Genomic DNA, 12193 nt, shown 5'->3' with positions numbered 1-12193 from the left:
CGACCTGGCGAAGGAGGGCGTCGCCCTGCTGGTCATCTCCTCCGAGCTGCCCGAGATCCTCGGTCTCTGCGACCGGGTGGTCGTCCTGCAGAACGGCCGGATCACCGGCGAACTGAGTCGCCAGGAGGCCTCCGAGGAGGCCGTGCTGGCGCTGGCCATGGCCGACGACATCACCGCGGCCACCACCCTGTCTGGAGCATCCCGATGAGCAGCACCACCAGCCGTCCGCCCGTCGCCGGGGGCGACCAGCCGGCCTCCCCCAGCCCCTCCCGCTCCAGGGCCGGGGCCCGGGCCCGAGCCCGGTCGCGCTCCCCGCTGGCCGGCATCGGCGGGCAGAACCTCAGCCTGATCGGCGCCCTGGTGCTGGTGCTGGCCCTGTTCGGCTCGCTGAACGGCAACTACCTCAGCATCGCCAATCTGCAGGTGATCGCCGAGGCCGCCACCATCACCGGGCTGCTGGCCGTCGTGCAGACCGTGGTGATCATCTGCGGCGGCCTGGACATCTCGGTCGGCTCGCAGGCCGGGGTCGCCTCGGTGGTCAGCGCGATGGCCTTCACCTCGGCGGGCGCCAACCCGTTCGCCGGGGTGGCGGCCGCGGTCGGCGTCGGCGTCGTGATCGGCGCCCTCAACGGCGTGGTGATCATCTACGGCCGGGTCAACCCGACCATCGCCACCCTGGCGGGCCTGGCCGCCTACAAGGGCCTGGCCCAACTGCTCTCCGACGGCCGGGCGCAGGGCTACGTGCTGAACGACGCCTTCTTCGTCTTCCTGGGCCGCGGCAAGCTCGCCGGGCTGCCGGTGATGGTCTGGATGCTGATCGGGGTGGCCCTCGCGGTCCACCTGCTGCTCAAGTACACCGACATCGGCCGCAACGTCTACGCGATCGGTGGCAACGACACCGCCGCCCGGCTGGCCGGCATCAACATCAACAAGTACCTGGTCTCGGTCTACGCCCTGATCGGGGCCGTCGCCGCGGTCGCCGGCATCCTGCTGACCGCCCGGACCGGCTCCGGCCAGCCCACCTCCGGCAGCGAAGGCCTGGAGCTCAAGGCCATCACCGCCGCCGCCCTGGGCGGCTGCGCCCTCAAGGGCGGCAAGGGCGGCATCGGCGGCACCCTCCTCGCGGTGGCGCTGCTCGGCGCGCTGGAGAACGGCCTGACCGTCCAGGGCATCAACTCGTTCTGGCAGAACGTCGCCCAGGGCGCCCTGCTGGTGGTGGCCGTCGCGGTCCAGCAGCGCCGCGGCGGCGAGCGCGCGGTGGGTCTGCCGGCCTGACCACCGGGTTCGCCGTCCCCCCTGAACTTCCGTCCGTGGTACCGGCCACCGAGGGCTGTCGCGACGATGCGACGAGCCCGGCCGGACCACCGCGCCGACGGAACGGCGGAAGGCCGCTGAGGGTCGGCCGTACCGCCACCGACTGCCGGTGCCCTCGGGAGTGAACCGAGCGGCACCGGCAGCCCCGGCCGGATCCACCCCCGGCCGCACCGACCGGCTCCCGGGCCGTGACCACCTGCGTCGGTCACGGCCCGGCCGGCGGGAACTCCCTCGGTGGCCCGGTCCGCCGCGGCCGGGGAGCATCGCGTGGACGGGCCGGCCGGGCCGGGCCGCGGGCGCACCCGTACCGGCCGGGACACGGGCGGCACCTGCGGTGATGCGTGCCGCGGGTCCGATATGTTCGTCTCTCCGCCGTCGGATCCACCGCTCCCGCCCCGAAAGTCCGGTGCCCATGACCTCGGACCAGATCCTGCTCGGCCTGGGCCTGACCGTGGTGCTCGCGGTGGGTGGGCAGGTTCTCGCGGCCGGGTTGCGGATCCCGGCGATCATCGTGCTGCTGCCGCTGGGCTTCGGGGCCGGCGCGCTCACCGACATCGTCCACCCGGACCGGCTGCTGGGCCCGGCGTTCTCCCCGATGGTCTCGCTCGCGGTCGCCGTGGTCCTCTACGACGCCGGCCTGGGCCTGGACCTGCGCCACCTGAGCGGCGACATCCGGCGGGTGGTGCACCGGCTGGTGTGGATCGGCTCGCTGCTCACCGCGACGATCGCCGCGCTGGCGGCGGTCCCGCTGCTGGGGCTGTCCGGCCAGGCGGCACTGATGCTCGGCACCATCGTCATCGTCTCGGGGCCCACCGTGGTGGGGCCGCTGCTCAACTTCGTGCGTCCGGACGAGCGCCTGCAGCGGATCCTGCTCTGGGAGGGCTCGCTGATCGACGGCGTGGGCGGCATCGCGGGCGCGCTGGTCTTCCACGCCCTGGTCACCAACCACCACCACGGCTTCAGGACCGCCCTGCTGCGCTTCTCGGGCAGCACCGGCATCGGCCTGCTGGGCGGCTCGGTCGGCGTCGCGCTGCTCTGGTGGCTGCTGGTGAAGGTGCGCCTGGGCGAGATCCTGGGGACCACCGCCCAGCTGGCGACCGTGATCGGGGTGGCCGCCGGCTGCGACGCACTGCGTGACGACACCGGGCTGATCGCCGCGATCGTCATGGGCGTCACGCTCGCCACCGTGCCCGTCTTCGAGTCCGCCCTGCGCCGCACCTTCTTCGAGGCGCTGGTCTCGCTGGTCGTCGGCGTGCTGTTCATCTCGATCTCCGCCACCGTCAGCTGGGCCGCGCTGCGCCCGGTGGTGCTGCCGGCGCTCGCGCTGGTCATCGTCCTGATGCTCCTCGCCCGCCCGCTGGTCGCCGCGCTCGCCACGCTCGGCACCGGCCTGCGCCGCGGCGAGCGGGCGTTCCTGGGCTGGATGGCCCCGCGCGGCATCGTGGCGGCCTCCACGGCCGCCACCTTCTCCACCGGGCTCACCACGGCCGGCGTCGGCGGCGCGGACAAGATCCTGCCCGCCACCTTCATGGTCATCGTCGCCACCGTCACCCTGTACGGCTTCAGCGCCCAGTCGGTCGCCCGGCGCCTGGGGGTGATGCGCCCGGCCCGCTCGCGCCCGCTGCTGGTGGGCGGCGACCCGTGGACGGTCGACCTCGGGCGGGTGCTGCGCTCCGCGGGGCTGGACCCGCTGATGTGGGCCGGGCGCACCGCCCAGCGCGAGCGGATCGCCGCCGCCGGCCTCGACCTGGCCCAGGGCGACCTGATGGCCTGCGCCGGCGGCGAGGAGGCCGAGCGCGAGAGCGTCACCTCCGTCTACCTGCTCACCGGGGACGACGACTTCAACGCCCTGGTGTCGGCGCAGCTCCAGGACGGCGAGGGCCGGGCGGTGCACCGGCTGACCCCCGCCGAAGCGCTGGAGCACGGCGCGCCGGGCCGTCCCGGGGCCGGGCTGCTGTTCGGCCCCGCGCTGACCGGCGCCGTGCTCGCCGACCGCTACCGCGAGGGCGCCCGGCTCTCGACCCGGCCCGCGACCGCCGCGGTCCCGCCCGGGCACGACCTGCTCTTCACCGTCGAGCCGGGCGCCCGGCTGACCCCCGCGCCCGACCGGCCGCACCGCGACACGCCCGAGGGGGCGGTGCGGATCCTGCTGGGCCCGGTGCCGACCCCGCCCGGTGAGCCCGCCCGGCCCGCCGGGGGCGGCGGGGGTGGCGGCGGTGACGGCGGGGGCGCCGGCGGGCCGCTCGGCTGAGCGGTCATCAGCCGTCCGGTCCGCGGTCCGGCCATGAGCCGCCAGGACGCGGTCCGGATGCGCGCGCGCCCCGGAGGCGGGAGGTTGGTCGGTATGGATGTCCCGCGAGGTGACGGGCCCCCTGGCGGCACGGACGGTGACCGGGCCACCGACACGGCCCTGCTGAACGCCCTGTTCGGCCAGTCGCCGGTAGGCCTGTTCGTCTTCGACCCGAGCCTGCGGCTGGTGCGCTTCAACCCCGCCGCCAAGGGCATCCGCGGCGTGCTCGACGCGGGGATGCTGGGGCAGCGGGTGGCCGAGATCGCGCCCGGCTTCGACGCCGGGGCGCTGGAGGCGGCCGCCCGGCGGGTCCTGGGGACCGGCGAGCCGCTGCTGGAGGCCGAGTACCGGGGAACCCTGCCGGGCCGGGGCCGCCGCACCCGCACGCTCTCCGTCTCGATGCTCCGGCTGACCGATCAGCGGGGCACGGTCCTGGGCCTGGCGGCCGCCGTCGTCGACGTGACCGAGCGCTCCCGGGCGCGCTCGCGGATGGACGTGCTGGCGCGGGCCGGCGCACTCGTCGGCTCCAGCCTGGACGTGGCGCGCACCGCCCAGGAGCTGGCCGACGCCCTGGTCCCGGGCCTGGCGGACGCGGTGACCGTCGACGTGCTGGACAGCGTCTTCCGCAGCGACGCCCCGCCGCCCGGCCCGATCGACGAGCGGTTCCCGCTGCGGCGGGCGGCGTTCCGCACCGCCTCCGGGTGGCGCGTGCAGGGGGGAGTCGCCGTCGGCGAGGAGAGCCACTTCCCGTTCTCCACCCCCTTCGCCCAGAGCCTGGCCGACCTGCGGCCGCGCCTGGTGGCGGACCTGGCCGAGGCCGGCGCCTGGATGTCCAGCGACACCGACCGGGTCCGGCTGATCCGGGACGCGGGCGTCCACACCCTGATGGTCGTGCCGCTGACCACCGGCGGCGTGGTCCTGGGCCTGGCCGTGCTCTACCGCGCCCAGCGCGCCGACCCGTTCGACCAGGACGACCTGACGCTGGCGCACGAGGTGGTCACCCGCGCCGCCCTGAGCATCGACAACGCCCGCCGGTACGTCCGCGAGCGCACGGTGGCCTCGGTGCTGCAGCGCAGCCTGCTGCCCGGCCCGCTGAGCACGCCCACCGCCGTGGAGACCGCCCCCTGCTACATCCCCGGCACCCCGAACGGCTCAGCCGGCGCGGGCGGGACCTGGTACGACGTCATCGCGGTGTCCGGCGCCCGGGTCGCCCTGGTGGTGGGGGAGGTCGCCGGGCACGGGCTGCAGGCCGCGGCGACGATGGGGCAGCTGCGGGCCGCCATCCAGAGCCTGTTCTCCCTTGACCTGGCCCCCGAGGAGGTGCTGGCCCGGCTGGAGGACCTGGTCGCCGCGATGGCCGACGAGCAGTCCCGCACCGCACCGGCCGAGCCACCGGACCGGCAGCCGCTGAGCGCGACCTGCACCCTGGTGGTCTACGACCCGGTCTCACGCCGGTGCACGATCTCGCGCGCCGGGCACCCCGCGCCGCTGCTCGTCGGGCCCGACGGGCGCCCGCAGCCCCTCGACACACCGGCCGGCCGGCCGCTCGGCGCGAACGCCCTGCCCGTCGAGGCGACCAGCCTGGACCTGCCCGAGGGCACCGTCCTGGCCCTCTACACCGGCGGCCTGCTGAGCGCGGGGCCGGCCGGGCCGCAGGAGTCGCTCACCCGACTGGCCGAGGCCGTCACCCACCCCGGCCGGACCCTGGCGCAGGCCTGCGACGCGGCGATCTACGCCCTGCTCCCGCAGCGCCCGGTCGACGACACGGTGCTGCTGCTGGCCCGCACCCGGGTCCTCGACACGCGTCACGTGGCCGCCCTCACCGTCCAGCCCGAGTTCTCGGTGGTCGCCCGCTGCCGGACCTGGGCCGTCGATCAGCTCACCCGCTGGGGCCTGGAGGATCTCGTGCCCAGCACCGAACTGATCGTCAGCGAGCTGGTCACCAACGCCATCCGGCACGCCGGCGGGGACGTCCGGGTGCGGCTCATCCACGACCTCAGCCTGACCTGCGAGGTCTCCGACGGGCACACGACGGCGCCGCACCTGCGGCACGCGCGCGCCGGGGACGAGGGCGGCCGTGGCCTGTTCCTGGTCGCCGCCCTCAGCCGGGCCTGGGGGACGCGCTACAGCCCGGGCGGCAAGACCATCTGGGCGGAGCAGGACCTGCCGTCGGAGCTCTGACGCCGCCGCCCCGACCCCGCGCACGCCCTGGGTCGGGGCGGCGGGGTCAGAGCAGCGGGGTCAGGCTGCGGACGACCAGGCCGAGCCCGACGACCAGGACCAGCACCGCCGTCAGCACCGCGGTGTGCGGGAGGAGCCGGCGGGCGAGCCGCAGCACCGGGCGGTCCGCGAGCCGGCCGAGCCGGTCCCCCAGCCGCACGAGCAGCAGGCCGACGGCGATCAGCGTGCCGGCCATGCCGAGGCCGTAGGCGACCACCAGGCCGGCCCCGAAGGCGGTCCGGCCCAGCGCGACGGCGCCCAGCAGGACCACCAGCGCCGAGGGGCTCGGGACCAGCCCGCCGGCGATGCCGAGGCCGACAAGCCCGCGGGTACCGAAGGGCTGGGCGTCGGCGCCGGCCGGGCCGTGGCCGTGGTGGTGTCCGAAGAGCCCATGCCGGTGCCCGGGGCCGTGGTCGTGGTCGTGACTGTGGTCGTGATCGTGGTCGTAGTCGTGCCCATGGTCGTGCGCGTGCTCGTGCGGCGCGTGGTCGTGCGGGTGGGTGGTGCCGCCGCCCGTGCCGACGAGAGCGGGCTCTCGGGACGGGACCCCCGACGCACCGCCGCCGGCCGCGTGGTCGTGGCGCGCCCTGCGGGCGCGGCGCACGGCGTCGGCCAGCAGGCCCGCGCCCACCAGCGCGACCAGCGCGCCGCTCACCACGCCGAGCCAGCCGAGCACGGTGTCGCCGGCCAGCGAGGAGAAGGTGGTGAGGCAGAGCCCGATCACCAGGACGCCCGCCGTGTGGGTGAGGGTGACGGTGGCGCCGACCGTCACGGCGTCGCGGGTCCGCCCGCGCCGTCCGGCGAGGTAGGCGGCCATCACCGTCTTGCCGTGACCGGGCAGCAGCGCGTGGCCCGCGCCCAGCACGATCGACAGCAGGACCGCCAGCAGCCCCACCGGCAGCGTGAGGCGCTCGGCGCCGGCCAGCGCCGTCAGGCGCCGGGACAGCGCCTCCAGCCGGGCCGTCGGACCGCTCCCCGAGCCGGCGGCGGCCGCGGGACCCGCCACCCGCGCACCGCCCGCGCCGTCGCCCAGCGCCGCGGTCAGCTGGGCGCGGGTGTCCCCGCGGGGCGTGTCCAGCAGGTCGCGGGGGTAGCTGCGCAGTTCGTTCGAGGGCGAGGTCTCCGGGACGGTGGACTGCTCCAGGTGGACGCCCTCGCCGCGGGCGGTGATCTCGTTCCAGCCCACCCGGGTGGCGTCCACCCCGGTCTCCACCCGCAGCGCCACCGGGCCGGCCGCCAGGTCGAGCGGCGCCGTCAGCCGGCAGGTGAGGCGGCTGGTGCGCAGGCCCGCCTGCCCGGGCTGGTAGTCGAAGGCGGCGGAGGCGACGGTGAGGGCCAAGCGCCCCGGTGCCGTGACGGCCAGCCCGGCGGCCGTCTCCGCGCAGCGCGCGCCCGCCCAGGCGGCGCGTTCGCCGTCACCGGCGGTGCCGTCGCCGTCGGTGTCCACCCGCGGGGCGTCCTGGAGGGTGGGGATCTCGGCGGTGTCGGTGACGGCCAGCACGTCGAGGTGGTCGGGGTGCAGCACCAGGCCGGTGTAGTGGTTGACGGAGAAGTTCCCCAACGGGTGCGCCTGGGCCACCGGTGCCAGGACGGCGAGTGCCCCGAGCGCGCCGGCGGCCACCGCCGCCGCCCGGCTCCCGGTGCGGACGGCGGACAGGGATCGGGCGCAGCCGCGGGCGGGGCTCATCGTTCTCGCTTCCGGTCGGTGGTCCTCCGGCCGGTGGTCCGCAGGCTCCTCGGGAGGACCTTGGCCGCCCTCCCCCAGGAGTTCGCGTCCCGCGCGCGGACGGATCGCCCGGCTCACCCGCACGGGTGAGGCGCCACCACCCGGACGGCCGCACCGCGCCCGCGGGGGCGGCGTCAGCTGCCGCTGTGCCGGATCATGGACTCGCGCTCCACGACCTTGACCCGCTCGCGGCCCTGTTCGGCGCCCAGCGCGCGCTCGTGGGCGTCGAGGCGCTGCCAGCCCTCCCAGCTGGTGGCCCGGATGCCGCGCTCCGCCAGGAAGTCCGTGACGGCCTGCGGCTGCGGCTCGACGGCGCCGGGCAGCAGGCCGTCGGCGTGGTCCTGGAGCAGGCAGGCGATCGTCTCGTTGGCGTCGCCCTTGGTGTGGCCGATCAGGCCGACCGGCCCGCGCTTGATCCAGCCGGTGACGTAGACGGCGCTCTGGTGGCTGCCGTCGGCGGCGAGCACCCGGCCGGCCTCGTTCGGGACGGTGCCGGGGACCGGGTCGAAGGGCAGTTTGGGCAGCTCGTCGGAGTAGTAGCCCACCGCCCGGTAGACGGCCTGCACGTCCCAGTCGGTGAAGCGGCCGGTGCCGCGCACGTTGCCGGTGCCGTCGAGCTCGGTGCGCTCGGTGCGCAGCGCGACCACCTGTCCGTCCGCGCCGAGGATCTCCTGCGGGGACTCGAAGAAGTGCAGGTGGAGCCGGTGCGGGCGGGTGCCGGGGTCGCGGATCGCCCACTTCTCCAGGGTGGCGGCGACCATGTCGGCCTGCTTGTTGCCGCGGCGGGTGGCGATCGAGCCCTCGTCGTAGTCGATGTCCTCGGGGTCGACGATGACCTCGATGGTCGGGGAGTGGTCGAGTTCGCGCAGTTCCATCGGGCTGAACTTGGCCTGCGCGGGTCCGCGCCGGCCGAAGACGTGGACCTCGAGGGCCCGGTTGCGCGCCAGGCCCTCGTGGACGTTGGCCGGGATGTCGGTGGGCAGCAGCTCGTCGGCGGTCTTGGCCAGGATCCGCGCCACGTCCAGGGCCACGTTGCCCACGCCGAGCACGGCGACCTGTTCGGCCTGCAGCGGCCAGGTCCGCGGGACGTCCGGGTGGCCGTCGTACCAGGAGACGAAGTCCGCGGCGCCGAACGAGCCCTCCAGGTCGGCGCCGGGCAGGTCCAGCGCCCGGTCGGCGGTCGCGCCGGTGGCGAAGACCACCGCGTCGTAGAAGCGGTGCAGGTCGTCCAACGTGATGTCGCCCGGGTAGTCGACGTTGCCGAACAGGCGTATCTGCGGCTTGTCCAGCACCTGGTGCAGCGCCGTGACGATGCCCTTGATCCGCGGGTGGTCCGGCGCCACGCCGTAGCGGATCAGTCCGAACGGCGCGGGCAGCCGCTCGAACAGGTCGATGGACACCCCGGGGTCCTGGGCGGCGTCGGACTTCAGCAGGGCGTCGGCGGCGTAGATGCCGGCTGGACCGGCACCGACGATCGCGACACGGATGGGACGAGGCATGCGGGGCGTTCCTCCAGGCAGCTCGGACGGACAGTCCGAGACAAGCCCACCCGGTGGACGGCCGGTAGGCGGGTCTGGCTTATGAGCTCATAGGTCAGCCCTATGAGCTCATAAGCCGCAGCCGCCTGCCGGCGCTCACTCCTCGACGAGCAGGACACCGCGCAGCCGGCCCAGGATCCGGGTCAGCAGGCGCGAGACGTGCATCTGGGAGATGCCCAGCTCACGGCCGATCTCGGCCTGGGTGAGGTCGGCGGAGAAGCGCAGCGAGAGGATCCGCCGGTCGCGGTCGGAGAGCTCGGCGATCACCGGCCTGATCGCCTCCAGGGCGAGCACCTTCTCGTAGTCCGTCTCCTCGAAGGCCAGCCGGGCCGCGAGCGCCGGCCCGTTGCCGCTGTCCTGATCGCCCGCCGGGGCGTCCAGCGAGCGGGTGCTCTGGGCCTGCGAGGCGGTGAGCCCCTCCAACACCTCGGCCTCGGTGAGCTCCAGGTGCGCGGCCAGTTCGGCGGCCGTGGGCACCCGGTCGAGTGCCTGCTCCATCGCGTCGGACGCCTTGGCGAGGGTCAGCCGCAGCTCCTGGAGCCGGCGCGGGACGTGCACCATCCAGCCCGTGTCGCGGAAGAAGCGCTTCATCTCGCCGGTGATGGTGGGGATCGCGAAGGTGGAGAACTCGACGTCGTAGGAGGGGTCGAACCGGTCGATGGCCTTGATCAGGCCGATCGTGCCGACCTGGACGATGTCCTCGACGGGCTCGCGCCGGTGGGCGAAGCGGCTCGCCGAGAAGCGCACCAGGGCCATGTTCAGCTCGATGAGCGTGGCCCGGACGTAGGAGTACTCGTCGGACTCCTCGTCGACCGCGCGCAGCCGCCCGAAGAGCACCTTCGACAGCTCGCGGGCGTCCGCCGGGCAGATCCTCGACAGGTCGTCCGCCTCGACACCCAGCTCCGCCGCCACCGCCTGGAGGTCGACCGCACTGGCGACGCGGACGGTGGCAACGGTCGAACGCTCTGACACTGTGGCCGGCATGCTCTCGCTCCTCTGGCTCGTGCTGTGCTGACGATGCGCGCTCCGGACGAAGCGACGGGGTCTCGGGTGCCCGCCTTTCGGCCTGACAGTCCACCAGACACCGGATGCCAGCGAAAGCCACACGCCTTCTCCACGACTCGGCGGACTCCGGCACGGACTGGCCCCGAGGGGGGCCACGGCCTCCCCTCCCGGCCAGGTCCCGGCGTAGGGTCGTGACAGGCTGGTGACCGTGCCACACCCGCAGCACCCGAGGAGTGCCATGCACAACGCCATACAGCACAGCGCCGGTGAGGGAACCGGCGCCGCGACAGGCCGGTTGACGGTGGCGGTACGGACCCACGGCGGCGCCGTCGTCGTCTCCCCCGCCGGCGAACTGGACCACGACAGCGTCGACCTGCTGCACGCCCGCCTGGTGGAGGCGCTGGCCGGCCACGCCGACCAGGTCGTGGTGGACTGCCAGGACCTGCGGTTCTGCGACTCGACCGGCCTCAACGCGTTCCTGGCCACCCGGCGGGAGGCCGAGCAGGCCGGGGCGGCGCTGGTGCTGGTGGGCCTGCAGTCCGCGGTCGCGCGGGTCTTCGAGATCACCGGCGCCGACACGATCTTCGACATCCGCCCGGACCTGGGTGCCGTCGTCCCGCGATGAGCCCGCGTTCGGCAGGTGTCCCCTGCGGCACAGGGGGCAGACACCCGCACGGCAGTCGACCCGTTCCCCAGTACCGCGGTTGTCGGAGTGAGGACAGATGAGTGTGAGCGACCCCCGGACCAGCGATCGGCCTGTGCTGCCCGCGCTCCCTCCGCACGGCCAGCTGCGCCGACTGGCCCTGACCGGGACGGCCGGCACGGTGGGCCGCTGCCGCGACCACACCCGCCAGGCGCTGCACGACTGGGGCTGGCTGCCCACCGCGGACCCCCGGCAGCGCGAGCGCGCCGACGACGTGCTGCTCATCGTCTCCGAGCTGGTCACCAACGCCTGCCGGCACGCGGGCGGCCCCGACCAGCTGGTCCTGCACGCGCGCGGCTCGGTGCTGCGGATCGAGGTGCTCGACCCGCTGCCCACCGCGCTGCAGCCCCGGCTCCCGCACCGCCCGGGCCAACCCGGCGGCCACGGGCTGCACATGGTCGCCCTGCTGGCCAGCCGCTGGGGGCACACCCTGCTGACCGAACCGCCCGGCAAGTCGGTCTGGGCGGAGATCGACCTGCCGGACGGCCTGGACGTGTCCGACCCGCCGGACGCGTAGGCCCCGGACCGGCCGGCGCCCAGGCCTCCCGCGGCCCCCGGGTTTGGGACGGCGGATCGCGGTCAGACGGGCTCCGAGGCCGCCGGCGCCCCGTGAGCACTCCCCCCTCGCTCAGGCGCCGTCCCCCCGAGGCGGTCTCGCAGGAGCCGTCCCGGCACCGGTGTTTCGCCCCGGTCCGGGACGGCTCTCCGCCGTCCCCCGGCCGCTGCTCCCCTGCCCCACTGCTCGCCCGCGTCCCCGCGCTGCTGCGCCGCTGCGCCGCCGGCGAGATGCGCCGGCGCGGCAGAACCCCGGCCGGGGCAGGCATGAGCGAGCGGGTCCGGGGCAGGCGCAGGGACCTGACGCACGGTCCGCCGGGCCGACTGCCGCTTCACAGGAGGAGATTGCCCATGATCCGGATCGAGGAGTCCGTCGAGGTCGACGTCCCGGTCGCCGCGGCCTACGCCCAGTGGAGCAGGTTCGAGGAGTTCCCCCGGTTCATGCCGGGCGTGCTGAGCGTGCAGCGCACGGCGCCGCACCTGACCCACTGGGTGGTCCGACTGGCGGGTGCGACACGGGAGTTCGACGCGACGGTGACCGAACTGGTGCCGCAGGAGCGGATCGCCTGGTGCTCGCTCTCCGAGGAGGTGCGCCAGGCCGGCGTGGTCACCTTCCATCGCCTCTCCGAGGGCCGGACCAGGGTCATGCTGCAGCTCGACTCCTCCCCGCTCGGCGTGCTGGAGACGGTCGGGGGCGCGCTGGGCTTCGTCCACCGCCAGTCCCTGGAGGACCTGCGCGGGTTCAAGGACTTCGTGGAGTCCAGTCCCGGCGACGCGGCCCCGGGGAACTGACGGCTCGGGCCGTCGGTCGGCTGGTCGGTGACCGACCTGCCGACCGACGG

9 protein-coding genes and 1 pseudogene are annotated in these 12193 nt (G+C 75.1%); 7 read left to right on the top strand and 3 right to left on the bottom strand.

Features of this window, described 5'->3' with window-relative positions; all coding sequences use genetic code 11:
- The 4 genes and pseudogenes from ABD323_RS17075 to ABD323_RS17060 form a co-directional block, all read left to right on the top strand.
- A pseudogene (locus ABD323_RS17075) lies at positions 1–208 on the top strand (sugar ABC transporter ATP-binding protein); the annotation flags it as partial.
- Positions 205–1275, top strand: a complete 1071-nt coding sequence (locus tag ABD323_RS17070; protein WP_344442480.1) for an ABC transporter permease — start codon at positions 205–207, stop codon at positions 1273–1275. The pseudogene ABD323_RS17075 and the gene ABD323_RS17070, both read left to right, overlap by 4 nt.
- Positions 1276–1726: 451 nt before the next feature.
- On the top strand, positions 1727–3565 hold the full coding sequence (locus ABD323_RS17065; protein ID WP_344442479.1) for a cation:proton antiporter: 1839 nt from the start codon (positions 1727–1729) through the stop codon (positions 3563–3565).
- Between the two features lie 93 nt (positions 3566–3658).
- Positions 3659–5785, top strand: coding sequence for a SpoIIE family protein phosphatase (locus ABD323_RS17060; protein WP_344442478.1), 2127 nt, complete (start codon positions 3659–3661; stop codon positions 5783–5785).
- A 46-nt stretch (positions 5786–5831) separates the two neighbouring features.
- On the opposite strand, the gene ABD323_RS17055 is transcribed toward ABD323_RS17060, so the two are convergent.
- The 3 genes from ABD323_RS17055 to ABD323_RS17045 form a co-directional block, all read right to left on the bottom strand.
- On the bottom strand, positions 5832–7511 hold the full coding sequence (locus tag ABD323_RS17055; RefSeq protein WP_344442476.1) for a nickel/cobalt transporter: 1680 nt from the start codon (positions 7509–7511) through the stop codon (positions 5832–5834).
- Positions 7512–7684: 173 nt separating this feature from the next.
- The gene (locus tag ABD323_RS17050) at positions 7685–9049 is read right to left on the bottom strand and encodes an FAD-dependent oxidoreductase (protein WP_344442475.1); all 1365 of its coding nucleotides are present in this window, start codon (positions 9047–9049) and stop codon (positions 7685–7687) included.
- A 135-nt stretch (positions 9050–9184) separates the two neighbouring features.
- Positions 9185–10072: a SigB/SigF/SigG family RNA polymerase sigma factor gene (locus ABD323_RS17045; RefSeq protein WP_344442474.1), complete on the bottom strand. Its 888-nt coding sequence runs from the start codon at positions 10070–10072 to the stop codon at positions 9185–9187.
- Between the two features lie 259 nt (positions 10073–10331).
- Between ABD323_RS17045 and ABD323_RS17040 the strand changes: the two genes are divergently transcribed.
- The 3 genes from ABD323_RS17040 (at position 10332) to ABD323_RS17030 (ending at position 12143) form a co-directional block, all read left to right on the top strand.
- A complete protein-coding gene (locus tag ABD323_RS17040) occupies positions 10332–10718 on the top strand; it encodes an STAS domain-containing protein (protein WP_344442473.1) in 387 nt (128 codons plus the stop codon).
- A 97-nt stretch (positions 10719–10815) separates the two neighbouring features.
- Positions 10816–11313 carry an ATP-binding protein gene (locus ABD323_RS17035; protein WP_425556031.1) on the top strand — a complete coding sequence of 166 codons (498 nt, stop codon included), beginning with the start codon at positions 10816–10818 and terminating at the stop codon, positions 11311–11313.
- Between the two features lie 389 nt (positions 11314–11702).
- Positions 11703–12143 carry an SRPBCC family protein gene (locus ABD323_RS17030; RefSeq protein ID WP_344442471.1) on the top strand — a complete coding sequence of 147 codons (441 nt, stop codon included), beginning with the start codon at positions 11703–11705 and terminating at the stop codon, positions 12141–12143.
- Positions 12144–12193: the final 50 nt, after the last annotated feature.

Source organism: Kitasatospora nipponensis (assembly GCF_039528135.1).
Taxonomy (GTDB): Bacteria; Actinomycetota; Actinomycetes; order Streptomycetales; family Streptomycetaceae; genus Kitasatospora; species Kitasatospora nipponensis.
Note: the sequence above shows the minus strand (reverse complement) of the source record. Positions and strands in the feature narration are given on the sequence as shown.